Origin of the sequence: Bacillus sp. ES1-5, from assembly GCF_022487605.1 — a bacterium.
GTDB lineage: Bacteria > Bacillota > Bacilli > Bacillales > Bacillaceae_G > Bacillus_A > Bacillus_A wiedmannii.
Map to the genome: position 1 here is coordinate 15,888 of NZ_JAKVPU010000004.1, position 26,396 is coordinate 42,283.

Annotated in this window: 19 protein-coding genes and 5 pseudogenes; 20 read left to right on the forward strand and 4 right to left on the reverse strand. The window is 35.2% G+C overall.

Annotated features, from left to right (window positions below):
- Nucleotides 1-265: 265 nt before the first annotated feature.
- Nucleotides 266-430: a hypothetical protein gene (locus MKO96_RS14935; protein WP_240587935.1), complete on the reverse strand. Its 165-nt coding sequence runs from the start codon at nucleotides 428-430 to the stop codon at nucleotides 266-268.
- A 1,698-nt stretch (nucleotides 431-2,128) separates the two neighbouring features.
- On the opposite strand from MKO96_RS14935, the gene MKO96_RS14940 reads away from it, so the two are divergent.
- Complete coding sequence (locus tag MKO96_RS14940; protein ID WP_087953947.1) at nucleotides 2,129-2,407, forward strand: hypothetical protein; 279 nt, start codon at nucleotides 2,129-2,131, stop codon at nucleotides 2,405-2,407.
- 607 nt (nucleotides 2,408-3,014) lie between these two features.
- The gene (locus tag MKO96_RS14945) at nucleotides 3,015-3,206 is read left to right on the forward strand and encodes a hypothetical protein (RefSeq protein ID WP_061654973.1); all 192 of its coding nucleotides are present in this window, start codon (nucleotides 3,015-3,017) and stop codon (nucleotides 3,204-3,206) included.
- A gap of 146 nt (nucleotides 3,207-3,352) precedes the next feature.
- Here the strand turns inward: MKO96_RS14945 and MKO96_RS14950 are convergent, their stop codons facing one another.
- A complete protein-coding gene (locus MKO96_RS14950) occupies nucleotides 3,353-3,490 on the reverse strand; it encodes a DUF3956 domain-containing protein (RefSeq protein ID WP_000376554.1) in 138 nt (45 codons plus the stop codon).
- 735 nt (nucleotides 3,491-4,225) lie between these two features.
- Here MKO96_RS14950 and MKO96_RS29390 point away from each other — a divergent pair.
- The 3 genes and pseudogenes from MKO96_RS29390 to MKO96_RS14965 all read left to right on the forward strand — a co-directional run.
- A pseudogene (locus MKO96_RS29390) lies at nucleotides 4,226-4,482 on the forward strand (LPD1 domain-containing protein); the annotation flags it as partial.
- Between the two features lie 13 nt (nucleotides 4,483-4,495).
- Entirely contained in the window at nucleotides 4,496-5,809 is a 1,314-nt protein-coding gene (locus MKO96_RS14960; protein WP_240587936.1) for a DUF3854 domain-containing protein, read from the forward strand.
- 471 nt (nucleotides 5,810-6,280) lie between these two features.
- A pseudogene (locus tag MKO96_RS14965) lies at nucleotides 6,281-7,192 on the forward strand (Rpn family recombination-promoting nuclease/putative transposase).
- Between the two features lie 767 nt (nucleotides 7,193-7,959).
- Here the strand turns inward: MKO96_RS14965 and MKO96_RS14970 are convergent.
- Nucleotides 7,960-8,124 carry a hypothetical protein gene (locus MKO96_RS14970; RefSeq protein ID WP_016089783.1) on the reverse strand — a complete coding sequence of 55 codons (165 nt, stop codon included), beginning with the start codon at nucleotides 8,122-8,124 and terminating at the stop codon, nucleotides 7,960-7,962.
- A 320-nt stretch (nucleotides 8,125-8,444) separates the two neighbouring features.
- Between MKO96_RS14970 and MKO96_RS14975 the strand changes: the two genes are divergently transcribed.
- The 15 genes and pseudogenes from MKO96_RS14975 (at nucleotide 8,445) to MKO96_RS15040 (ending at nucleotide 24,865) form a co-directional block, all read left to right on the forward strand.
- Nucleotides 8,445-8,636 (forward strand): hypothetical protein, encoded by a 192-nt coding sequence (locus MKO96_RS14975; protein ID WP_240587937.1) that lies wholly within the window; start codon nucleotides 8,445-8,447, stop codon nucleotides 8,634-8,636.
- A gap of 145 nt (nucleotides 8,637-8,781) precedes the next feature.
- A complete protein-coding gene (locus MKO96_RS14980) occupies nucleotides 8,782-9,201 on the forward strand; it encodes a hypothetical protein (RefSeq protein WP_016089780.1) in 420 nt (139 codons plus the stop codon).
- 66 nt (nucleotides 9,202-9,267) lie between these two features.
- Nucleotides 9,268-9,618, forward strand: a complete 351-nt coding sequence (locus tag MKO96_RS14985) for a PrgI family protein (RefSeq protein ID WP_240587938.1) — start codon at nucleotides 9,268-9,270, stop codon at nucleotides 9,616-9,618.
- Nucleotides 9,619-10,533 (forward strand): hypothetical protein, encoded by a 915-nt coding sequence (locus MKO96_RS14990; protein WP_240587939.1) that lies wholly within the window; start codon nucleotides 9,619-9,621, stop codon nucleotides 10,531-10,533.
- Between the two features lie 2 nt (nucleotides 10,534-10,535).
- The gene (locus MKO96_RS14995) at nucleotides 10,536-12,635 is read left to right on the forward strand and encodes a VirB4 family type IV secretion system protein (RefSeq protein WP_240587940.1); all 2,100 of its coding nucleotides are present in this window, start codon (nucleotides 10,536-10,538) and stop codon (nucleotides 12,633-12,635) included.
- Between the two features lie 30 nt (nucleotides 12,636-12,665).
- Nucleotides 12,666-16,703: a TrbL/VirB6 family protein gene (locus MKO96_RS15000; protein ID WP_240587941.1), complete on the forward strand. Its 4,038-nt coding sequence runs from the start codon at nucleotides 12,666-12,668 to the stop codon at nucleotides 16,701-16,703.
- Nucleotides 16,700-17,989: pseudogene (locus tag MKO96_RS15005) on the forward strand (lysozyme family protein); the annotation flags it as partial. The gene MKO96_RS15000 and the pseudogene MKO96_RS15005, both read left to right, overlap by 4 nt.
- A gap of 587 nt (nucleotides 17,990-18,576) precedes the next feature.
- Nucleotides 18,577-20,400 (forward strand): annotated as a pseudogene (locus MKO96_RS15010) (reverse transcriptase/maturase family protein).
- Between the two features lies 1 nt (nucleotide 20,401).
- Nucleotides 20,402-20,536 carry a hypothetical protein gene (locus MKO96_RS29395; RefSeq protein ID WP_276314188.1) on the forward strand — a complete coding sequence of 45 codons (135 nt, stop codon included), beginning with the start codon at nucleotides 20,402-20,404 and terminating at the stop codon, nucleotides 20,534-20,536.
- Nucleotides 20,512-21,435, forward strand: a pseudogene (locus MKO96_RS15015) (NlpC/P60 family protein); the annotation flags it as partial. The gene MKO96_RS29395 and the pseudogene MKO96_RS15015, both read left to right, overlap by 25 nt.
- Nucleotides 21,436-21,451: 16 nt before the next feature.
- Nucleotides 21,452-22,027, forward strand: a complete 576-nt coding sequence (locus MKO96_RS15020; protein WP_240587942.1) for a hypothetical protein — start codon at nucleotides 21,452-21,454, stop codon at nucleotides 22,025-22,027.
- A 160-nt stretch (nucleotides 22,028-22,187) separates the two neighbouring features.
- Nucleotides 22,188-22,571 (forward strand): hypothetical protein, encoded by a 384-nt coding sequence (locus tag MKO96_RS15025; RefSeq protein ID WP_240587943.1) that lies wholly within the window; start codon nucleotides 22,188-22,190, stop codon nucleotides 22,569-22,571.
- A complete protein-coding gene (locus MKO96_RS15030) occupies nucleotides 22,562-22,867 on the forward strand; it encodes a DUF2325 domain-containing protein (protein WP_137035848.1) in 306 nt (101 codons plus the stop codon). Before MKO96_RS15025 ends, MKO96_RS15030 begins: the two co-directional genes overlap by 10 nt.
- Nucleotides 22,868-23,020: 153 nt before the next feature.
- A complete protein-coding gene (locus MKO96_RS15035) occupies nucleotides 23,021-23,704 on the forward strand; it encodes a CPBP family intramembrane glutamic endopeptidase (protein ID WP_240588151.1) in 684 nt (227 codons plus the stop codon).
- 300 nt (nucleotides 23,705-24,004) lie between these two features.
- A complete protein-coding gene (locus MKO96_RS15040; protein ID WP_240587944.1) occupies nucleotides 24,005-24,865 on the forward strand; it encodes a multimodular transpeptidase-transglycosylase / penicillin-binding protein 1A/1B in 861 nt (286 codons plus the stop codon).
- 376 nt (nucleotides 24,866-25,241) lie between these two features.
- Here MKO96_RS15040 and MKO96_RS15045 read toward each other — a convergent pair whose 3' ends face one another.
- The gene (locus tag MKO96_RS15045; protein ID WP_137035345.1) at nucleotides 25,242-26,387 is read right to left on the reverse strand and encodes a DUF418 domain-containing protein; all 1,146 of its coding nucleotides are present in this window, start codon (nucleotides 26,385-26,387) and stop codon (nucleotides 25,242-25,244) included.
- Nucleotides 26,388-26,396 lie beyond the last annotated feature (9 nt).

A 26,396-nucleotide genomic window follows, 5' to 3' on the forward strand; every position in this document is an offset into this window, starting at 1 on the left:
AAGAATATTATCTTTTTTCGTAAATAAAAGAGCGGCTAGCAAAAGCTAATTGCTCGTTCTAAAGGTGATAATCTAGATGCAAGTAAAGTATACACAGAATATTTATTTTTATTCAGGCGTAGAAGCTCTTTTTTAACAGAAAAGGCTAGAATTTCTCCTAACACTCAAGAAACAAATCGGTATAAGGAAGGGGCTAACTTTAATAAAAAAGCAGTTAGCTTGTGCTAGGATGCTTTGCTCTTTAATGGAGTTCTAGTTATGTAATTTAGATGAAGATACTACCTACTAGGAATAAAGCTCCTAGCAAAATTAGAGCATCAACTAAAATCAAGAACTGGTTTTTCTGTGTTTTTTTTAATTCTTTTATTAAGCTAAAAACTGCACTCAATCCGAAACAAATATATAACAAAATCAGTATTGTTTCTGGCATAATTAACACTCCTTATATATTGATAGATTAATTATATAATGAAAAACATTTGTATGTAAGTTTTTAACCAAATCCTTATTTAAATGAAGAAGCCTTAGGATTAGGAGTCTAGGGATTCAAGTCATGGTATATCTCACACGACATTATAAAAAAAGAACGTAATGAAGATAACACATGATGGTTCATAAATGTATTAAAAAAGTAATTTTCTACATCAAGGTAGTCAGCACAATTAACTAACGGCTTGTTGAAAAAAAATAAGCCTCGCAGAAAATGTTACATAGCTTCATAAGATTGAGCCACGTCGTACTCACAAGAGATTTTAACATGGATTTAGTGATGAATAAATGGTGTATTTGTTCAATTGATTAGGGCTATTATCTTAAATAAAAAGGCTATTTTCATAAAAAATTTCATTTTTTTTAGTTTAATACCAAAAAAGAGCACTTAATAAAGTGCTCTTGTGACGAGATCCATTTTGTAACCACTATTTTATAAAGAAAGGAACGCAAAATAGTATATGCACTTCTTGTCAATTGAGTGTATTTTTACAAACAAAGAGCAGTTAGCAAAAGCTAACTACTCGGTTCTCCAAGGGGGAGCAAGGAGAAAATCTAATGTCATATACATTATTGACGAAATATTGAGTTTTATTCATGGGAGATTATATTTTACAAATTAGATTATGATAGTCGTTATTCTCCATATTGACCAGAAAAGAACTAAAAATTCTAGTGATATTCCAAGGTTTCTTTTCTTAGTTTTTTGAAATTCTTTTATCAAATAGCCAACAGCACTAATTGCTAATAGAATGAGAAGAATAAGTTCGAGTGTAAATGGCATTTTATCTGCTCCTAAACAAAATATTTTATATATAACAATTATAAGATATTTATTAGTCATATGTAGATAAAATTTTAAAAAAATAATCCTTTTGTCATAAACAAAAAGACGGTTGTTTCCGGAACCACCTTTCAGTAAAATAAAGCACTTTTTCAGAAATAAAATATGTATGATTCCTGAAAAAGTTATAGATTTTAATCCCATTTTTATAATTCAAGTGGCGAGCTTAATTTATAAAAACGGAATGAATATATTGTATGAAAGCTTGTCAATAATAGTCACGACTAAAAGAGCAGCTAGCAAAAGCTAACTGCTCAATACAAGGAGATACAAAGAAACTACTTCAAATGAGTTGTGGCATACAGCCTACATACAGTATTGACGGGGAATTTATTTTAAATTCAAGTTACTTAAAGTAAAAATCTCTACAGATACAATTGCTGCAACTAATGCCGAACCTAGCTAATCTCTCCAGTGCAATGTATTTAAAGGGGTATCTGTTAAATCCATAATTATGAAAATAGCGATAAGTTCTATGTACATGCCCTCTGACAACCGCATATCGAAGAGGATTAGTACACCTATAAGTGAAACGTTTTTATGCGATAATGTCACGGTAACGTATAACGCATAGCTAATATGAGCTGAAAAATTACATGATGCGGTGGCTTGGAGAAGGTTGTAAGTGATTTTGACCTTTGAAGAGGAACTTCTTCCGGTTTTTATTTTTCGCGCTCTATTAGATAGGTTAACTATGAGCAAGTTGATAAAACATATTTTTTGAATCATTTAATACAAATATATATAATTATATTGATGTTAAAATATTAACTAGTTAAAAATGGGGAAAGAAAAATGAAAATAAAATTTGATGTGGTTAAAGATGAAAATTTTGATTTTACTTTATTAGAAGCAAAATTACTGAAAACTTTTAAAGAAGTGGATAATGTAGCAATAGTTGAAAAGGTCGAAGATAAAATTTTTGAAAAAGACGATGTGAAAACCCATTTAGAGGAGATTACTATTAATGTTACAGGAAAGAATATCGGATATAGATCAGTTTCAGCTAGTATATTTATTGTTCTAGAAAGTCTATCAATGAAACTATTCAATATTAATATTAGTATACATTAGGCATCCAACTCGGATGCTTTTTTCTTTGCTATATAGAAATTACACATTAAATATTAGGGGGCATAGAAATGATATGACACCAAACAATCATTTATTTCTAGCGTATTGTAGCGTTTTAGTGAAACTCCTGTGTTTATGAAAGGGCACCTGTATAAGTTGTCGTTTTGATGAACCATTTTAATATAGAAATCATATAGTATAGTGTAGGACAAGCTAACGGCTTATATCCTATTCAATGCTCATTGGGGAATTTCCCTTAACAAATTTTAGCATCTACTGACGTGGATGCTCTTTTTACATTGAATAAGGTGGGCATATTTTTTAAATAGATATTACACTGTAAGAATAACACTAAAGCGATGAATCCATATAAAAACAAAATGAATCCTAAGATGAGTAGTATTGCACGAAAGTTGAACATGATAGATCTCCTAAGGGTATATAAAGAATTTTATAATATTGTTGGTCTATTTAGAAGGATAACCATAAATTGGTGATAAATAAACGTAAATTTGAACAAAATGGACATTTGGATTAAAGGATATCTATATAAATAGGTAGAATCTAGTTATTTGGTTCTCATTTTAATCCGAGGGGTACAAATTCGATGCGACGTGAAAAGGATTTGTTGAAACAATGGAAAGCGGATTTACAAGCTATTCAAGAAGAGAAAAGGCTGAAGAAGAAGGCTAAGAAAAAGAATAAGAAATATAGCATTCCTGGTAATACAGCTGACTTCATGGATGGCAAGAATACTTATCGAAAAGAGAATGGGGTATGGAAGCAAAGAAATAAATAATGTGAGGAAAAATGAATTTTAAAAAATGTATAGCAATTATTGTAGGCGCTGCCGTGATCTGGATGGCGTCTTGTTTATTGTTAAGAAAAGATAAGGGGGAAAATAAAAAAAGAGAGCTAATGCCCTCTTTTTTAGCGGTACGTTAATTAATCGCAAATTGGTATTCCGAGCACTCTTAAAGCTAATGCTACTTGGAGAGAAATCTCTAATCTAGCAATTTCGATACCAGCGACTGAAAGAACTAAAAAAGGTTGTCCGTTTACAAACACAACGCAACTATCCATGGTTACGCCTCCTTTCTAGCAATCTAATATAGTATATGAATAAAACGATAATGTGTAATAGTCGAATTAATGAATTTAATATAATTAATAGATTAGCCCATTTAAACAAATGAACACAACGAAAGAGAAGGGTTCTTTTTGTCCGTCTAAAAGTTGATACTTTTAGAAGATGCAGGGAAGTGATGTGAAAAATCATTAAAATCATACCTTGAATCCATCTAAAAGTTAGCCTGAAATAGCATATATAAAACAATGATAACTTTTAGATAGTATCAGGGGGACGATTAATGGGATTGGTGGGATATGCATGAGCTATTATAAGAGAGCAAGATCTAGGATTGCAATTTGAAACGGTAGAAACATATGGTTGTACAAAAATATTCACTGAAAGGTAGAAAGGAGTGGGTGAAGGAAACATAAAGTTGTTGAAATTTTTGTATGAATTTATTAACATGGAACTATATTTATTGTTTATTTGATTCCGTTTATTCCCACACCTTATGCGTTGTGGTTGAGTTGTAGAAGCAAGTTATGTCTTGTTTTAATTATGAAAGGGCTTCTTTGAGCCGATTAGTGTATATAAAGCTTATTAAATTAGCTGTGCACATTTTTAATCGACTTGAAGAATCCCTTTTTGTGTTGTTTTAAAGTCTGTTTGACTGGTAAAACACATTATTACATTAGGCAAAAATTATTATTTAGGCAGATATAAAATGAATACTAGTTTTGAGGTATCTATACTTTGATACAACATTCAAATTAGATAAAAAGAGAATCAAAAAATATTAGTCTACAAATCACGAGATATTTGCTAGAGCATTTGAAGTATATATAGCATCCACTTTGCTAGAACAAGAACATAAAAACGATTATTTAGTTTGTGATATTTACTATTTTGTATATATCGGTTAGGAGAACAAAGAAAGCATCTAAATAGAAGTATAAGGAGTTTAATGGAGGTAGTTGTTCCATACATAATAAACAATATATAAGGGGTGGGGGATTATGCATTATAACATTCAAAAAGGACAGTTCCGTTTAACAAGTGCTTATCCAAGAGGTAGCTGGTGGGAGTTTTATCGTGTTCCGTGTCCAATTTGTCATGATACAGGCAATTGCATGCTTCATGTTTCGCAAGAGAAAGTAGCGTGTACGCGTGTAGAAAGTAAATGGATCTATGGAAAAAATACGGGCAATCCAAGCTACATTCACTACATAAATGGAAAAGATAAGTATCAATTGCCTGAGGTGGATGAAGTTCGGATCCATAATAAGAAAAGCAATGAGGAATTAAATGTGTTTAATCGTAAGTTAATGGATTTCATACCATTGCAAGAACATCATCATGCACATTTAATAAGAGATAGAAAAATGAGCGAGGAACAAATACAAGTACGTCAATATCGTTCTTTCTTAAAGCAACAAATTATGTTAAAAGGGGATAATACGTATACGACCGTTTGGGAGAAGCTATTCGAACAGATTGGGAGAAAAAGTTGCTGGCAGGGCATTCCGGGATTTTATGAGATGAAGAAAAGTCAGCTTTCTCTTCGTTTAATGTCAGGCTTCCCTGGTATATTGATTCCTTTTCGAAACCAGTATAATCAAATTGTTGGATGGCAGGTACGTGTGGATGAAGTGAAAAACTCAGTTCATGTGAAATCGGCACCTACTGGAGTTCAAGCAGAATTAATTGAACAACCTAATGTTGTAAAGATAACTAAGAATGGTGATTGTATATTTGAAGGTGAACTAGAAGTGAGCAAAAAGGTAGAAATTCCATCTCAAGAGGAACGAATTGTTGTAAAGATTCATAAAGGGCAAAAATATTTATGGATCTCATCAGCAAACAAAAATCAAGGAACTGGTGCAGGAGGTAGTGAAAATCCACTGCCTGTGCATGTAGCGGTACCGAGTTCTCATTTGAAACATTGGAATTCTGGTACCCTTCATCAAACTAAATCAGTGATGATAACAGAGGGGGCTATAAAAGCAGATCTGATTGCTGATTTGATTCCAGAGAGATTTAATAAAGTGGAACTTTCTGAAGTAGGAACAACGGTTCTTGCAATTCCTGGTGTAAATGCTTGGAGAATTACTATGCCTGTATTAAAGGATATGGGGGTAGAAAATGTCTATTTAGCGTTTGATGCTGATTTAGTAGAGAATAAGAAAGTAAGAAAAGCTCTTATAGACTTTGCGACAAAGTTAAAGCAAGAGGGGTATAACGTAATTATTGCAGCATGGAACTCAGTACAAGGGAAAGGTCTGGATGATACAATGCAAGCGGGATTTAAACCTGTGTTTAAGGGACTTTAATAGTCATAAATTAGGTTGATATTTTCGTGAACTACTCGCCACTTAGCAAAGCTTGAAGTGGGAGCTTCTCAGTTCCACGACGAAAGTAACCTTTCGTCTCCCTGAGCGTTACTTTGGGGTGTTCCACCCCTAGATGTCCAACGCATGGATGCTCTTTTGGTACGGTTGATATTTTACGCAGGAACCGAATGGCTTGGTTTTCGCACTCTATTTTCTTCCTGCAACCTTCTATATCAAGTTATCAAAGAACTTCATATAGCTAGTTTATCAAAAGTTTTTGGCTATGCCAAACCGAAATTCATCTCCCATCTATCGTTGGGCTACGCCCTTCACACGCTTGAGGAAGGAGAATTCTTTCGGGGAATACGTTAAATAAGTAGGTTAAAAAAGATAGAGTTTGTAATTCTATCTTTTTTTATATTCAGTTACTACAAAGGTTTTAAATTAACAAAAAGAAAGGTAGAAGAGAATATGAATACATCTATGAAAAAAAATCTAGTAAATTTACGAGTTGATTTTGCTTTCAAGCGGTTGTTTGGAGTAGAGGGAAATGAAGATATACTCATTGGTTTTCTTAATGCGGTATTACAATCCTATTTAGATGAGGAAATCATTTCGTTACATTTAGATGATCCACATCTCCCAAGGGAGCAAAAGGATGATAAATTGTCTATTTTAGATTTGCGAGCTACTCTTAATAATGGTATAAAATTAAATATAGAGATACAGGTTCGCGACAAAAAAGACATGATCGAGCGATCTTTGTTCTACTGGGCTGGCATGTATTATTCTCAAATGATTCAGGGAATGTAGTACATAGAATTAAGACCAACCATTTGTATTAATATAGTGGATTTTATTCTGTTTCCAGAAGAAGAAGACTTTCATAATGTCGGTGTAGTCATGAACAAAAAATCAGAGCACATAATTTCAGAGAATATGCAATTGCACTTTCTTGAGATTCCAAAAGTAATTCGAGAATGGCAAGAAAATCGAATGGATCCATGGGATGATATATTAGCACGTTGGCTATTACTATTTCCTGCATATGAAGATGAGAAATTAACAACAATCCTGGAGGGAATCGCGATGGAAAAAGATCCAGTTTTGAAAAAGGCAATAGAGGATTGGGAGCGTTTAAGTAGTGATAAGGACTTTTTACGCTTATATGAGGCGAGAGAGAAGGCAATCAAAGATAGAATATCAGAAATAGAGACGGCAGAAGAGAAAGCAGCAAAAAAAGCTGCAAAAGAAGCTAGAACAGCCACTAAGATAGAGATGATTCATAATTTTATTAAAGTTGGTGTACCTATAGAGAAGATATCAGAAGCTACTGAATTAAGTGTCGAAGAGGTTAATGAAATTTTAAAAAATAAAGAATAGATATAAGGGGTAAAAAACAGGTAATTGTTATTACAAACAATTACCTGTTTTTTTTTATAATTTTTGATTGTTGCCCATTTTGTGATTTTAATTATATTTTTTCTTGTTTTAGAATTCCCTCTAACCTATAACAGAATTTATATATTGGGAAATAATAGTAGGAATTAAGGTGGATTTAAACAAAATCCTTATTTAAATGAAGAAGCCCTAGGATTAGGGGTCTAGGGCTTCAAGTCATGGTATATCTCACACGACATTATAAAAAGAAAAGAACGTACTGAAGATAACACATGAATGTTTCATAAATGTATCAAAAAAGTGATTTTATAAATCAAAGTACTCAGCATACTTAACTAACGGCTTGTTGAAAAAAAGAAGCCCCGCAGAAAATGTTACAGGGCTTCATAAGACTGAGTTATGTCGTACTCACAGGTGATTTTAACATGGTTTTAGCGGGAAATAAATTGGTAAATGTGCCCAAGTAGTTTGAAGCTATTATTTAAAACAAAAATGCTTTCTGGTAAGCATATGTAAAAAGAGCACTAAATAAAGTGCTCTCGTGACGAGATTCATTTTGTAACGACTATTTTATATAGAAAGGAACTCAGAATATTATATGAGTGCCCAGTTAAATAAGTACCTTTTACAAATAAAAGAGCAGTTAGCAAAAGCTTACTGCTCCAATCATGGAATATGGTTAAGAAATGGGTTGTCTACAGTATTGACGCAATATTGAGTTTTATTCAGAAGAACTATTACTTTACAAATTAGATTATGATATTCGCAATTACCCATATCGCCCAGAAAAGAACTAAAAATTCTATTGAAATCCAAAGTGCTTTTTTCTCAGTTTTTTTAAACTCTTTTATTAAAGAGAATACAGCACTAATTCCTATAAGGATGAAAAGAATGAGGCGTATTGTATCAGACATTTTAACCACTCCTAATTTAAATTAAATTCATTATATATCGATTTTAAAATTTTTAGATAATTATTGATGAAAATTAAGCAAAATTTAAACAAAATTAACCTTTTGAGAGAAAGTGAGGAATAACAATGGGACTAGGAAAGCGTGGAAATAAAGTAGACCAACAGCCAGGTGAGAGTAGTCTGTTTTCTGAAATCAGGAATACAGGACATGTTAGTAATATCAGAGTCAAACAGATTGATAAGGTCATACAATACGCTTGAGATAATGACGAGGCAGTGGTTAATAAGATTTTCTCCCATTGTAGTAAAATAGAGGTTATTATGTACAAGAAAAAAGAAGTATACTATGTACATGTGTATATATTTAGAGACAAAATTACAAAATCAATAAAAATAGAACCATGGCGTTCATTGAGAGAAGAAATGAATGTTCTAGGTCTTAAGAACAGTGATATTTTTCAAATTCAAATGATAGGGTACGATCCAAACAAAGAAGACAAAGAAATTAAATAAAAATGGAACATGAAAAGTCTATTTTTATTTTTTAAGTGTAAATTAGGGCTTGTATTTTTAAAATCGTATAGCTATAATATGAAAGTAATAAGATTTTACAATAAAATAAAAATTAATCAGTTCGCATATAAGAGAAGACCTCAATATGCGCCATGTCCTTAGGGGACGTGTGCGTGTATTGGGGTCTTTTTGCGTTTTGCGAGCAAAAACATCCGGAGGTGCAGGAATTATGTTGAATTGGTTGTCTGCAAAACTTATGACAACATCAGTTGGAGATTTCTTACTGGCAAAAGGTAGTTTTACGAAGGGTCTTGGTGGTAATGGCGGTAAAGGCGATGCTGCAACTGTCCAAAATAGTATGAATACCCTTGTAAAAACATTAATTGGTTTTGGGAGTATTTGGGTAGTTGCTTGTGTTGTATTCGCAGCTATTAAACTTTCCGGTGCGCAAGGGAAGAACCCTGAAAACCGTACACAAGCTATGATTGGTTTAGCTTGTGCGGCAATTGGAGGCTTTGTCATGATTAAAGCGTACGACATCGCAGCTTGGGTTGCAACAATCTAACATAAGAGTATGTACAAGCTCTCCTCCATTTGGGGAGAGCTTCTCTTATACAAGGGAGGAAACAATATGAGAAAAGTAACTGTTCCTGTTGACATGACTTCGGAACAAAAAACGCTGTTAGGTGTATTAAGTAAACGCCAATTGATTTATCTATTAGGTGGCGGGGCGGCTCTTTATTTATATGTACCATTTTTATGGCGGCTATTTGCACCTATTGATGCGGTAGTAGCGTTTTTTATTTGCTTAATTTTAGCTCTACCAACGGTAGTAAGTGTAATAGCCTTTGCTTTTATTTATAAAGAAAAACAACACATGTATCTAGATAGATTTTTACTTATCAAAATGCGTAGCCGTTCCGAAAAAGGGAAGTGGAGAAAAGGGTACGAGCCAACTACATGGGCAAAGGAGAATTTATAGATGTTGGAAATGATATATTTTGCGGCGATAGCCATTGTAGGATTTTTCTTTTATCGGAAAATGAACGGAAAACCGCTGTTTGGGTCTAAGAAAAAGGGGGAAAAGCAAGGCGGAGTAGAGAAACACACTGCTGAAAAAAGTGGAAAGAAAAATAAAAAGAATATGCCTGCCGAATCAGAAGTTGATGAGGATAATGTTGATTTCTTTAACGCTTTTGTAGAAGACATTAAGGAAATTGATAATCATATGATTCGTTATCATGATGATACATTTGTCTTGATTGCAGAAGCGCATCCAGTTAATTATTACTTACTCTCCAATATGGAACAAGAAGCGATTGATATCAAAATTGAATCATGGTTAACCACATTAGAGTTTAATACAAAAGTATATATTCAAAGTAAGTTTGTAGATTTAACAGATCCTGTACGAAAAATGACAGAAACGATGAAAGGTGCGAAGGACCTTACACCAGAGACAGTACTATATGGTCAAGAAGTTATCGATAACTTAGAGTACTGGCAACGTTCGCAACCTCGATATGAGCAAAAGCGTTATTTAATTTATCCATACAAGGTTGATATTAGTACGATTACTGCTGATACAGAGGACGAATTAGAAGAAAAGATTGTAGATAAGGCATTTAACGAATTATATCGTCGTTATAATGCTTCTCGAAATCTACTATCAAAAGCAAAAATTAATGTAGAAATGTTAACGAAAGATAAATTAATAGAACTTTTATACGTAGCGTTTAATCGTCGTAAAGCTGTAAAAGCGCGTTTCCAGGACTTAATTGAAAATGAGAATTTCTCCTTATATTCAACCAGTGAGACGAATGAGAGAAAACTAGAGTTACTGAAAAAAGTACTAGCGGAAGAAAAGACAGAAAAATCAAATAACGAGGTGGCGTAATTATGAAGTTATTCGGAAAAAAGAAAAAGGAAAAGAAAAAAATAGAAGCAGAAGAAAAAGATGAATTGGAACTAGAGGAGGAAGAGTTGGAAGAAGAGGAAATACCGACGCAATTAGACAATCAAACTACAGTATTTGATGTCATTGCTCCAGAAGGAATGAAAATTGACGCAGAAGATTATGGAGTAATTAAACAATCCTTAGGAAGTAATACCTTCTTCCGTCCGTTTTATATTCCTCGTGATGGGTATCCACGTATGATGCAAACCAATTGGTTGAACATGTTAACTTCAACTGGGGAAGTGGATGTGATGATCGATATTCATAAAGAGCCAAAAGCCAAAGCAATGCGATCATTAGATATGCAGCTTACTATGCTACGTTCGAATCTCTCTTTCCAACGTACACGAGGAAACATTGACCAAGAAAAAGATTTAGATGCAAAAATTCAAGATACTAACAATTTAATGGATGAAATCCAGTTCAATGAAAATGATTCCTATATGGTGAGTACAATGGGTGTTGCGTATGCCGAATCAAAGAAAGAATTGGACGTTCTATGTGAGTATATTGAAGATGAAATGCAAGCATCACACTTTAAGATAGCAAGTACTTGGAATCGTGTGAAGAGTGGTTTGAAAGCTGTTATGCCACTAGGTGCACCAAATACTCTGCAAGATACATATCGAAATATCGATAGACGTGCTCTATGTACATTTGCACCCTTTGTATCAGGATCCGGAAGATTTAATGGTGGTATACCAATAGGGAAGAACAAAATTACTGGACAAGTAGAATTTTTAAATTCATTCGGTAATGCAGATTATCGTCCACCAAACTATAACATTGGTGTGACAGGAATTTCAGGGTCCGGGAAAAGTTTACTTTTAAAAATGAAACTAGCTCGTGAAACATCACTTGCAGATACACATGCGATGATCATAGATCCAGAGGGAGAATTCGTAAAAATCACCAAACGACTAGGTGGTATTAACTTAAATATTTCACCTGAAAGTAATATTATCATTAATCCTTGTGCAATCGCAGTGACAGAACTTCAAATTACCGATAAAGATGAAGAGCTAGAAGCGCTTGAACAATATGATAAGAAAGAACTCGTAGAGCGTGATGGCGTGAAGTATGTAAGATTTGTACCTATTTTAGAGAAAATCAATGAAATACTAGGATTCTTTGACATTATTATTCGCGGACAAGATTTTGATCAACCAGGATTAAATGTATTCCAGCGTACAATGCTAGAAGATGCGATTCGTGAAGTGTTCGATAAACATGGTATTACCTCTCACCCATCATCTTTATATACAGATGAAGTGAAAAAAGTGGATGGACAATTAATTCAGTCTCAAGTGAGAAAACCGGAGCCAGAGTTAAAAGAAATTTATGAGGTAATAGTGGAAAACCATGGAGACGATGTGAAAGCAGAAGAGTTAATTGCTGCGATTCGTCCGTTCTTACGTGATGGTTCAAAACCATTATTTGATGGACAAAGTAATTTTGGGCGCGGTGTAGAAACACAGTTAAATGAATCACGTGTTGTTAACTTTAATATTAGTCATTTAGAAGAGGGCTTCTTAAAGCCAATCGCCTTCCACGTTATCCTGAACTATATTTGGGAGCATTGGATTAAGAGTCCAGAACACGCTATCAAACGAAAAGTGTTATATGTGGATGAGATGTGGCAGTTTATCGACTATGAACAAACGGTTAACTTCTTAGAAAAAGTAGCACGTCGTTCACGTAAAAGAAATGCCGGTATGTGTTGGGCAAGTCAGGACTTTGTTCGTATTTTAGAAAATGTGAAAGCACGTGGTATCTTGCAATCTACTTTCTCTTATTTCTTCTTAGAGCAAAATAAGATTGATAAGAAAAAAATCCAAGAGAACTTTAACTTAACTGCTGGGGAGCTTGACATTATTCTCAACAATCCAGGGAAAGGTGAAGGGATTTTCCGCATAGGAGATAGTTCGGTTTGGATTCAAACAGATCCATCAGATAAAGAAATGATGTTCATTGAATCGAATGAAGCGGTACTACAAGAGCTTTTAAATAACATGAAGAAAGTACAAGGGTACGCAGGATAATAGCGTACCTTTGAAAAGGAAGGTGAAATTATGCTTGAGAAAATAGTAGAGTGGGTCGGAGGGCTCATTATTCATTTGGTAAAGGCTTTTCTTAGTCCAGTGTATGCAACTTTGGATCCGCTACCGGTTTTAGTGTTTGGAGGAAAGGGAACAGAAGGAAAAGGGACAAACTTAGATTTCTTATTTTCGGGTGATTCTCTAACCAAGGTGTTAGACACAGGTATGCCTGTAATGTTTAAGCTTGTTGCCTTTTGTGTCCTTGTCAGTGTAGTTATTACGGCGGCAAAATACTCAGCAACGGCCATTAATCCAAATAATAGAACTGCATTAATAGAGTATGCGAAGGATTTGATGATCATTTCAATTTGCCTTTGGCATCTCGATTACTTTTATACAATCATATTTGAAATTAATTCATGGGTAATAGTAGAGTTCAGAGATGCTATCAATGGGGTAAGTGGGGGGGATTTTGACCCGGATAAGGGTACTAAATTTCTAGAAACTGGATTTGGTGGGGCTGGACTTACCATTACTGAGCTGGGTTTGAAAGGTCATGAAAATGACTATATGTTTATTATATTTGGTTTGTTTGTAGAAGCTGGTCTCATCGTCTGGGCAAACTTTTACTATTTAATGCGAGCGGTGTCACTATACGTTTTAATGTTAATGGGTCCTTTAATGGTAGGTATGTGGCTATTTCCACAAAAGAAACAACAGACATTATATTGGATACGAGAATTTATAGGAGCAGTGTTCATACAAGCAATTCATGCAATTACCTTATGGCTCATTATTTCTCTTATTGGAGCAGCAAACAGTCCATTAATCAAATTGCTTTTACTTGCCATGTTTATTCCAGTTGGTGAAATTGTGAAAAGTTTTATTGGCCTTAGTACTAATGCATCAGATGGCATTCATAGAGCGGGCACGATGTTGGGTATGGGGGCTTTAGCAAGTGTGGCCGGACTGGTTAAAGGTGTTCGTGATGACTACCGTAATTCAAAAGTAAAACCAGATATTAAGGGGGATAAAGAAAAGACAAAAGAAGATGCTGATAACCCAAAAGATGCATTAGGAGCGAATTTAGGGACAGATGTTGGTACAACATCCCGTGCAGCACGTATGTTAAAAGCTGGTCAAATTGGAAGCTCAATTGGTAAAGCGGCTGGTGGACTTGCGGGTATGACAGCAGGAGCTGGTCTTGGACCAGAAGGAATGGCAATAGGGACATTGGCTGGCAGTAAGGCGGGCGGATTTGCTGGTGCAGTTACTGGAAGGTCTGCTGCTGGAGTCGGTGAAGGGGCTGTAGCCTTAGGAAAACATATAGGTTCGAGTGTCAAGAAAGGTGCAGATACGTATAAAGGGTTAAATGGGGAACAATATCCAGAGTTAACAGATGAAGATATTGCACAGGATTTAGCTACAAAAAATTTTGAAAATTGGAAAGCGGATAATCCGGATTCTGCAGTTGCGAGTCGCTTAAAACAAGCATTCCCTGGTGCATCCGATGCAGAGATTGCAAAAAAAGTAGCAAAAACAAATAGTGATCAAATGTCTCATTTCAAAAATCAGAGAAAACAAGATTTACAAAATATGAAGAAAAATGCTACACCATATGGAAACGCTAGAGATTTAGTCAACGCTGCGACTAACGCATTCCAAAAAGGATATGAGGCAGAGCATAAAGATGCGTTTATGAGTCAATTACCAGAAAATATGTCAGCGGAAGAGAAAGAGAAAAAATGGAATGACCATCTGAACTCAAAAGTACAAGGATTTAGAAATCATGCAGAACAGGCAGCAACAAAAGCTGGAGCTATGCCAGTTGATGCGAAAGATAAGCAAGGCAACAACCTGTTTGATAAGTCCTATGTAAATAAAGATGCCTTTGCTTCTCAACTTGCACTTGGAAAAGTTGGAAAAGCAGTTGAAGGAGTAAAAGGAGAAACATTAGAGAGTGGCCATCAAAACATGGGACAAGTAGACTCACTTGTGGGTGCGTCCACTGCTGCATTTAAAAAGGCATATAGTGCAGATCATAAGGCTGGATTCATGAAGCAATTCCCTGCAGATGTACCACAACAAGAAAAAGAGGCTGCATGGAACAAACACTTGAGTCAAAAAGTGCAAGGATTTAAAAAACATGCACAGAAAGCGGCCAAACAAGCAGGGGTTGTGCAACAAAAAGATGGGACTAGCTATGCTAATAAGGAAGCTTTTGCTTCTCAGTTATCGCAACAATTACAAAGTAATCCAAATATAAATGCAATGGGTGTATCTAGTGTATCGGGCATTCAAAAAGCGGTAAATGGTGTAAAAACACATAGTTTAGCAAATGGATATGGAAACCAGAAACAAAAAGATGTAAGTAATGTCGGGAACTTAGTACAAGCATCTACAGAATCCTTCAAACAAGGATATGCAGCAGAGAACAAAGCAAACTTTATGAAAAACTTGTCTCCAACTATGACTCAAACGCAAAAAGTAGAAGCTTGGCAATCTCATTTAAATGATAAAGGTAATGAATTTAAAGCAGTCGCTCAGCAAGCGGCGGTACAAGCGGGTGCGATGCCAATACAGGCAAAAGATACGAGTGGTAAGAGTCTACATAATCAATCGTATATTAATAAAGGTGCCTTTGCTTCGCAATTGACGAAAGGTTTACAAAGTCATGCTAGTCTTGGAACAGTGAGTCAACAAGTAGGTTCTGGAATTACTAGTGCGATTCAAGGTGTTCGTACACACGGTGTTGCGACAGGTGGTGCAATCAATAAAGCTGTGTTCGCAGCTACGCAAACGCAAGCAAGTATGGCGCGTGCAGGAAATCTGTCTGTTTCTGAAATTGAGCGCTCGTATGCAGATGCATCAGCTAGTGTAGCAAATATTTCGCAAAGTGCTGGGAAAATGACGATTCCAACTTCAGCAGTGGGACGTATGACACAGCAAAGTAAGATGGTTGGTGTAAGTATGATGGAAGGTGCCAAACATCTCGTGCATACAAAAGGTATGGAAAATGTATCACAAGCATACTTTAATGCGTCTAGTGCTGTTCAGCAGGCTGGTGGAAATGCAGTACAAAGAGTGATGAGTGGAACTGCAGCTGCCGTTCATACTTCGTTAGGAGGTAATGCAGCAGAACGCCATTACAATGTGACAAAAGGATTAAGCTATGCAGCAGGTGTAATTGGTGGTGCAGGTGCTTACCAAGCTACTGCACGTATGGTAAGTAAACATAATCCTTACAATAAAGCAGTTCAAACAGAAGCAAAAGAAATTCAAGAGATTCAGGGAATGGTACCAACAACAACAGATGCTACTGGAAAGCAATCGGTTACTGAAGGGGCAGTACGCCTTGTTATGACGAATAATAAATCATGGATTGAAGCAAAAGATTCAAGTGGTATGACGCAAGTTGTATCCCGTTATGGTAGTGGAGATAGTCGCGTTCACCAGGGACAAGTTGTTTATAAAGATTTAAATATTTCTGGTGGACAATTAAAGCCGTATAAGAGTGGTATTATAGAGTCGCCAGCTTATATTCAAGATTCAAGTGATGGCAAAATTAGTATCAGTCGTGATTTTAATATAAACCCAAATCAATTGGTAGGAAATCAAAATCAAAGACCTTTACAACAGAAACCAGCATTTAGTGAACCGCCACTAACCGTAAATCACAAGGTAGACAATGGGCATTTTTATATGTCTGACTTAGATCAAGGTGGTTATCAAAATGTACAAATGGTGGTAGAAAGAGATCGTAGTTATATGGTTGCTCACACAACAGATGGTACGGTTTCACGTATTTCACCATTTGGAAAAGGTGATACACGCTTACAAACAAACCAAAGAATTGAAAGAAGTTGCGATGTAAAGGATAGCATTATTAAACCAAGAGAAGAAATTTTAGTAACACATACACAGGAAGAAGTAGTACGTACAGAGACCCAGCTGAATTTATCAGAACACGACCCACAAAACCTGATTCCATTTGCGCCAAACCCTCGCTTAGCACAGCGAAGAAGAAGGAATAATAATGAAAATGGAAAGTATGGTGTGACAGGTCTATGAGTCAAAATCCTAACGATCCAAATGAACAGAAAAAAAGCAACCCTTTAAAAGACGCAACTTCCCATTTTATTAAGAAAAAAGGGATGAAAGCAAGCGGGAAAATGGCAAAAATGGCAGGAAAAGCAGGAAGGGCTGCAGCGAAAGCTGCTGCCAAACTGCTAAGAGCTGGTGTAGTGAAAATTGTGGGAGCTATTGTGGGAGCCGTAGGATTACCTGTTGCTCTCATTATGGCTCTTATTATTACTGTATGTGTTATTTTAGCATCTTTTGTACCATTTACCGATGATGAAAGTAAAACAGAAGAACAAGTGAAAAAGTATATGGAAATTTCAATGGCGCTAAACGTAGACTGGAAAGAGGTTGTCGCTTTTGATATGGCGCGGTTTGATAATGATTTGACTGGTAAAGATCCGCATGATGCTATATCATATTTCTTGGATATCCAATATGAAGAATATACGGAAAAAGAGGTATGTGAGGCAGGGCCAAATGGTCCTTGTGAAAAAAAGAAAAAGGAGATGCAAAAAACAAAATCAGAAAGTTATTCCGGACCAGATGTAAAAAAGATATTGGGAGATACAGATTTTAAGAAAAAAATAGATGAAATTAATGCAAGTGGTAGTAAAAAAGTAACAGTTTCTTCTCATGGATTAGAAAAAGCGATGGAGCTCGCAAAGTTTAGTGAGAGTCAAAAAGATCGCGCCCGTGAGATACTAGCAGCAGGGATGTTAGAAGGAATGTATGGACATCTTGCACCAACTGGTGGATTTATTGGCGGTATGTGTGTAGGTGCAGTGAGTCCAGGAGGAGAACCTGTCAATATTAATGAAAAAGTAACCGGATATCTTCCTAAAATTAAAGAGATGGCAGAAAAACATGGTGTCGCTGAATACGTTGGTATTCTGGCAGCTCAAATGATGCAGGAATCAGCTGGAGCAGGTAATGACCCGATGCAATCATCAGAGGGACATTATGGAGACTTAAGTCCATCTTGTATAGGTGTAAAAGGAAATGCACGTATGGGTTGCATAAAAGATCCGAATATTTCTATTGAAGCAGGTGTATTGGAATTTAAAGATGTGTTAGGACAGGCGAATGGAGATATAGCTCTTGCCCTGCAGTCCTATAATTTTGGCTCAGGCTTCATTAGCTATGCATTAGCAAAAGGTGGTTATTCAGAGGAAACAGCCATTGAATTCTCAAGAAGTAAGAATCATCTAAATCCAGCTGGTTGTTCTGATCCAAATAACTTCCGAACCAAGGTAAATGCGTGCTACGGGGATTATGTGCGCCCATAAGGGAGCAAGGAAACACGGCGATTGCAAGCTGTTAGGTCAACCCTAAAAGACCTAGTATCACTTGGCTAACCTTGGAGGGAAACTGAAAGGGGACAACAGCATGCCAAGAAAGCTGTGAGTTGACTAAGCATCAAGTCAAGACTGAGCGGCAAGATATAAAGTATAGATAAGGATGAAGGCTAAACTGCTTGAATGATAGCACAAGGGAGGATACCGTAACTAGTCTCGGAAGATGCTTATAAACGAGATTCAACAGATATCATAAAGATAGTGTGAGTCATCTTATATGAATAGGGTTATCTGTTGCCCACTTCTATATGGAAGAAACGTGTGAACGTCACATCCGACACTATACGTGCAAATTCCTTGTTTACTAAATGGGGATTGTCTAAGTTAGAATGCCTGCGAGGCTATTGAGGATAACTTCAAGATGTAAGAGTCAAGAAGTATGGCTCATGAATATCTAATATGACAACGGAGCCTTCGTAGTAGTCAGAGCTAGGGAAAGCCTAGTACAGGGCGAAGGAAGGCAGTCTGTTAGCTTATTACCAAATTGGGGAGGTGCGAAAGGCACTATGCAATGTCCAAAAATAGTACTAAGCAATCTGCGAGCAAAGAGTCTTAATAAGGAATATCAATATACAAGACTTTATCGTAATCTATATAATCCAGATTTCTTTTTATTGGCATATGATAATCTAAGCAAAAATGATGGTGCATTAACAATAGGAGTAGACCAGAGGTCTATTGATGGTTTTTCAATAAAGGAAGTGGAAAGCTTAATAAGTGTCTTAAAAAGTAAAAGCTATCAACCATATCCATCTAGAAGAACCTATATTGAAAAGAAAGATGGCAAGAAAAGACCGTTAGGAATTCCTAGTTTTTATGATAAATTAGTCCAAGAAGTTATCCGTATGATACTAGAAGCAATATATGATTCAAACTTTTCTAATTCATCACATGGTTACCGAAAAGGCAAGGGTTGCCACAGTGCGTTATTAGAGATAAAGCGTACATTTACAGGTAGTAAATGGTTTATCGAAGGAGATATCAAAGGATTTTTCGACAATATTGAGCATCATACTCTAGTCACAATTCTCAAGAGGAGAATAAAAGATGAAGTGTTTATAGAATTGATTTGGAAATTCTTACGGGCTGGATACTTAGAAGAATGGAAATTTCATAATACCTATAGCGGAGCACCACAAGGTGGTATCATCAGTCCGATACTTTCTAATATTTATCTCAACGAGTTAGATACTTATATGAAGAAGTATAAGGAAAGATTTGAGTTGGGGAAAAAGCGACAAAGGAACACAGAGTATAGAAGTTTACATGAGAAAGAGCGGAAAATTCGAAAGAAAATCGATACTGCCTATCTAAATGAAGATGTAACACTAATTACGGAATTAAAAGAGCAACAAAAAGTTCTGAAAAAGAAGTTGTTACAAACACCTTATAGTAATCCAATGGATGAGAATTATAGAAGACTCACATATGTAAGATATGCGGATGATTTTATTATTGGAGTAATAGGCTCTAAATAAGATGCAACTTTTATTAAAAATGAAATAGCGTCTTTTCTTAAAGAAGAGCTAAAACTAGAATTATCTTTGGAAAAGACTTTGATAACAAATGCCTCCAAGAAACATGCTAAATTTTTAGGGTTTGAAATTAAGGTGTTTAAAAGTGAAGCTACACGTATTAACAGTCTTGGAAGAGTTACTAGGATACTTAACGGTAAAATTCAATTAAAAATGCCACATGAGGCATGGGTAAAGAAACTTCAAAAGTATCAAGCCATTAAAATGTGTGCCGATGGCACTTGGAAACCTCAACCAAGAGGATATTTCCAACACAACGAAGATTTAGAGATTATCACGCAATATAATAGTGAAATTCGGGGGTTATATAATTACTATCGGCTAGCTGAAAATGTGAGCAATCACATGCACCGCTTTGCATATTTCATGTATTATTCAATGTTAAAAACTTTTGCATCAAAATACAGAACACGCACGAAACAAATTCGAAAGAAGTACGAAAAGTACGGGCGCTTTACTGTACAGTATGAGACAAAGAAGGGAATTAATAAAGTTCATTTCATTGAAAGGCAGTTTCCAATGACAAGAAATCTATCGCTAAAGGAAACAGACATCTTACCAAATACTCGACATGTAATGAGTACGACTAAATTGTCAGATAGAATCAAGGCGGAAACATGTGAACTATGCGGAACTAGCAATGTTGTGATACATATGCATCACATTAAGAGATTAAAGAATCTACGAGCAAAGTCGAATAAATCATATCTTGAACAACAGATGATAGCGAGAAATCGAAAGACTATCGCACTCTGTAAAGAGTGTCATGTAAAAAGGCACAAAGGTGAGATATAAAATGCAGATGACAGATGGAGAGCCGGATACATTGAGAGATGTAAGTCCGGTTCGGGGAGGAACATTTGGAAACCTATCACAGGAATGTAATAAGGCGCTGGATGTTTACTCTACACGTATGTTACTAAAGTTTTAAAATATTATAAGGATTTAGGTTGTGTAGCGTCTGGAGATGGAGAATGGGTATCTGATAAAGGTTGGAAATGGCCAACAAAATCAGGTCGTATTACAGATACATTTGATGCGGTTCGTAATGGAAAACAACATAATGCAGTAGATATTGGGGCGATGACCGCCGGAAAAGCTGGAGACCCTGTGTGGTCGATGGAAGTTGGTATTGTAACGAACCAAACAGGAAATGTAAATGGTGGTGGTTTAGGTGTTTATGTAGACCATGGAAATGGCATTGTATCTCGCTACTTACACTTGAGTAAAATATCAGTTGCACCAGGAACCATGGTAACAAAAGGACAAATAATTGGGGAGATGGGCGGTTCTAACTATAATAAAGATACTGGTTTACTTAATATGAATGGATACGCTGTCCATTTAGACTTCCAAATTCGTATTAATGACCAACCAACGGATCCAATGAAATTCTTTAAGAAAAATGATGATCCAGGATTATCATCAGGTGGTTCTCCTATTATGACGAATGACAAACGACAAAAGGTATTAGCAGAAGCAAAAAAATGGCTAGGTCAAGGAAAAGTCAGATATGTATTAGGGGATCGTAACCCACCAGGTGGTACTTCAGATTGCTCAGGATTTACACAATATGTCTTTAGAACCAGTATAGGTGTACAGCTTGGAGATTGGACAGGTGCTCAAGTGGGACAAGGTAAACAAGTACCAGATATTAATCATGCCCAACCAGGGGATCTTATATTTTTTGAAAACCCGGGACATGTTGCCATTTATATGGGGAATCAAAAAATGATTCATATTGGTGATAATAAAGGTGTACAAATTACAGGTCTAAACTACACAGCAAGAGGTCAACATATGACGCAAATTCGTAATGTTATAGACTGATTTAGGATGTGAGGAAATGAAGAAAGTAATGAATGTGTTAGCGAATCTTCCGCAAAAGTACATAGTGATACTCGGAATCATTGTGCTAGTGCTAGGTGTTGCTGCTTATAATACTGTGCATCGTTACATGATGAAATCACAAGAGCAGAAGGAAGAACAAGTAAATCAAGATGAGATAGAGATATTTGGAGATAAACCAAAGGGGTTTGATACAAAAGAAGAGGAATATATCGCGAAAACAAAAACAGTAGAAGATTTACTACGAAAAATTTCTAATAGTAGCTATGATGTTCCTTATTTGTTTACAAAGGCTGGATTTGGTATTGAGCCAATGAAAATGACAAGTAATGAGCGTATGCTTGCTACAGAAGCTGTTCAAAGATATTTCCTAAATGGAGATAAGTTTTACAATGCACGTATTACCAAAATTGACCGTGGAAAAAAAGTAGATACATACCACATTGAAGTCCAAATTCAACAAGTGAATTTCCTTGAACCACGTCAATTTAAAGTACAAGTAAATCAATATGCGCAAATTGTAACACCAATTGAACAAATACCACACGGACAAGAAGAAGTACCTGTAGATTAATTGAAAAATGAGGGTTGTGAATGAAAGCCACAACCCTTTTAAAAAATAAAGAGTACTTAAAATATTTATTGAATATTCGTAATTTTCTGATATAATAAAGTTGTGGTTAAATGAAATTTATATATATTAGTTAAATAATATAGAGGTGGAGGTAAAAAGAATGCGATTATTATTTGGAACAGCAGCAAACTATTTTGCAGGATATTCTTCTGGAAGAGGATCGGGACTTTTAGGGACAATATTTGGCTGGGCTTTATTAGTAGGTAGTGGATACCTGTTGATCACAAATTGGGATAGTATCACAGTCTGGATGCACGGTTTAGATATTGTAACAGGCTTAGATGGTTATGAGGACATGAGCAACGGATTTATATTTATCTGTTTGATTGTAAGTGCTTTTATTTTCATGCTTTTGTTACCTGTATTCGCAATTGTATTGATAGTAGGTGTGATATTCTTGAATATTTTAATATGCACAATTGTTTTATTGGTATCACCAAGTACATATAAAAAAAATAAAGATGTGGAGAGTGAATGGAAATGAGTACAATTCTAGTATTAGGTGGTTCAAATGGTAGAACATTAGAGAAATTAGCGAAAAAAAGAGATTGTCAGGTTATTTTTCATGATGGGAAAAATCATGGTGGTGTAAAGAAAACGTTTCGTAGTGTCATAAAAAAATGTGATGTTATTGTAGTGCAGAAAGGTGCATGTGGCCATGTTTCTATTGATGTAGCAAAAGAATACGCAAAGAAGTATGATGTACCGCTTTTATTTAATCAGGGATTTGGTGGAACTGGTGCGATTGAAATGGGATTAAAGCAGTTGCAGGCTGCATGAGGTTTGATACAAATGAATGGAATAATCATCGGTAAATCAATATATATATAATTTTAAAAAACGACGGGAGAAAATGGATATATTTAATTACCATGTGTTATTGTAATGAACAGTATCGAAAAGATAAAGAAAGTGGAGGATGGAAATAAGAATATGAGTAGTGATACTAGATATAAATCAGGTTTCATCATTTTGATTTATTTTATAATGACACAATTTGTGGGTATAATAGGTGTACAATTGCTAGCGAAGACAGGCTGGTATGATATTCAGGGAAACCAACAGCAAGCAATCCAACAACTTTTAGTGCATTGGGAACTAATTGGATTTTCACTCACGCTATTAATCCTTTTTCTTATATATAGTAAAGAATTGATGAATGATCCGAAGTTATCGATTAAATTATCAAGAAACTCATTCGTATGGATTTTAATTGGGATCATATTAATATTTCTAGCGCAGATGGTTGGTAGTATTTTAGATAAGAGTGTATTCCAGCTAACAACGCAATCAACAAATACGTCTAGTACAGTCGCTGGTGTAGCTGTATCTCCTGTGTCTCTAATTTCAATTGTTCTTTTGGCACCATTAGTGGAGGAACTTGTATTCCGTTATGCAGCCATAAATATATTAATCCATAAATTTAATAAAACATGGAGTATAATAATTAGTTCATTAGTTTTTTCTATCATGCATTTCGATTTTCCTTTTGTATTTGGGTATTTTCTAATTGGACTTGTACTTGCTGTAGTATATGTGCGTACTAATAGGTTACTAGTATCATTTTTTGTTCATGCTAGTATGAACTTAGTTGTTGTTATGTTTCAGATTTCTTGATGAAATGGAAGATAAAATTGTGCAATTATTCATTAACATCTATAACGAATAAAAAAACTATCTTAAAGATTTATCAAATAATGAATATATGATTATAAACATCTTTAAGTCAGAAGTTGTTGAGAAAAATTCAATTTGCGAAGAACGAAAAAACTTCACTTTTAATTTTGGGTAAAGCACAAAGTATAACTATCACCGTGTAGATGCGCCAAACAGCCATGGAACAAAAGTAAATGAAGCCCAAATGAATAAAGTATTAAGCAAAAGAGGAATGTAAAAAGCAACTTGGAGGGAATACATATGTCAGCATTTTTAAATTTAATTGCTTTAATATCATTAATTACTTCAATCGTATTTTTTGGGAAAGGGTTCAAGAATAAACCGAAATTCAAGAAAGCCGCTTTATTCTTTTGTGCAACATGGGTTTTATGGTTCGTATCAGCTATGCTTGACCCGGAGCCAACAAAGGTAAATGGAAAGCAAGAAGCAAAGGCAGAAGATAAACAGGAGGAAAAGCAAGAAACAGAAACTAAAAAAGAAGAAAAAGCGAAACAGGAAGAGACCAAGAAAAAACAAGAAGCAGAAGAAAAGATGAAACAGGAAGAGACCAAGAAAAAACAAGAAGCAGAAGAAAAGATGAAACAGGAAGAGGCTAAGAAAAAGCAAGAAGCAGAAGAAAAGATGAAACAGGAAGAGGCTAAGAAAAAGCAAGAAGTAGAAGAAAAGAAAGATAGCGAGTTAAATGAAGCGCAAGCACAAGAAAAAGCAGAACAATCGAAGATCGCGCAAGGACAGGGTGCGCGTAATAAAGATGTCAAGTTATCACAATTAGGGGTTCAAACAATAAAGGATGGAATCAAATATACGACACCAGTGCAAGATATTCACATTGAAGCGAAAGATAGTTTAACAAGAATTGTTGCTATTATGCCAGTGGGAACAACGAAAGAACAAGCAAAAGAAGTAGGAGATTCATTGGCACGACAAGTAGCAAGTTTTGGAACGATGGGATTATATGTTGATTTACACTCACCTAGCAAAGACTATTTAGGCGAATATTGGGAGAACTTTAGCGGTGATATTGGTATCTTTGACAGTAACGAAAAACAGTTAGCGCGTGGATACATTAATAAATTGAATCCAACTAAAATAAAATGGTAACTTGACAGAAAATGAATTATTTTTTATTTGGGTTATATTGTAAATTATGACTATGAACCACCTGTAAATCCAAATATACGAAATGATCATTCTGTGCCCATTATGGTGGGGAATGGGGTACTGGTAGTCGCTAAATTTATTTATAATAAAACTGATGAATCGGATAAATAGGTAGTCTATAAAAAATCCTTACCATTTCCATAGGATGGCGAGGATTTTTTATGTACAGAGGAAAAGACACCCTAAGGTACCTTCCTCCGACTTGAACCACTTTAATTTTAATAATATCATTTTACAATCACAAATATATCTTTAATCTTTCATATGATATTTTATCATTTTTTCAGTCAATTGCATAAAATCAGTGAAAAATAGGTCATTTTTTGTAAATCCCTTTTCTCCATATCCATTCGATGGGACCATAGCGGAAATATTTACTCCAAATTTTGCTGAATATAATTTGTACAAAGATAATTAAAATCCCGAAGATACATAGTTGCCAGTAATATACCTGTGAGACATCTTTAAAGTACAACGAAAGAATGACAAGAGTTAGTATACTTTGGCTAATGTAATTCGTTAAAGCATACTTGCCTACGTTCATAAAGGGGTGTAGCCACTCTATATATTTTTTATTCTCACAAACTCTAAGTAGAGTACAAATATAGAATATAGCTAGCACTTTTCCTCCAAATAAAATCCATAGTTGTATATCCTTAGAGTAATAGACATCCGTTTTTATAAAATAGTAGATAATAGGACAAGAGAGAAGACATGAAATGCATAACGAACTCCACTGTAAAAATCTAATTTCCTTTATTAATTGCGGTACCCTTTTAAAAATATCTTTCTTACCAGCCCATAAACCGATTAAAAATAAGCCTATGTATTCCGGAATTCCTATTAGTAGTTGTTGGAATTCCTCGGTCATTAGAAAGAACAGACGGGTTTTTACTTGATGTGAATAATGTGTAAATAGATTTACCGTTTGATTGGTAGTATTGCCTGTAAACATATATTGATAGTGATTTGGTACTGCAGAAATAGAAGAACTTGCTTGTATAAATAAAATAGCATGTAGTGTATAGCTGACAAGTAGAGAGATGCAGCCAACTATAAAAATGAGCTTTGTAGATCGCTTATAAAAGAAGAATAGGATAAAACCAGCTAAGGCATATGCGTGTAGAATATCTCCATACCATAGGAAGATAAAGTGGAGTAAACCAAAGAGTAGCAAAATGCACAATCTACGGCTAAACAGCTTATAAATAGAATAGCCTTTTGCTTCCGCGTTTTTTATAAAGATATAAAACCCTACCCCAAATAAGAATGCAAAAATAGTATAGAATTTTGCTTGTATAAATAAATCTATTAAAAAACGAATCCCTTTATCTGTACCGGAGTAACCGGCCTGGTTAAAGGGGTCTAGTCCCGTCATAGTAGGTAGATTTGCAAATAGGATACATAGTATGGCTATACCCCTTATTATGTCTAAAGAATAAATGCGGGCGTTTTGTTGCATGTAAATTCT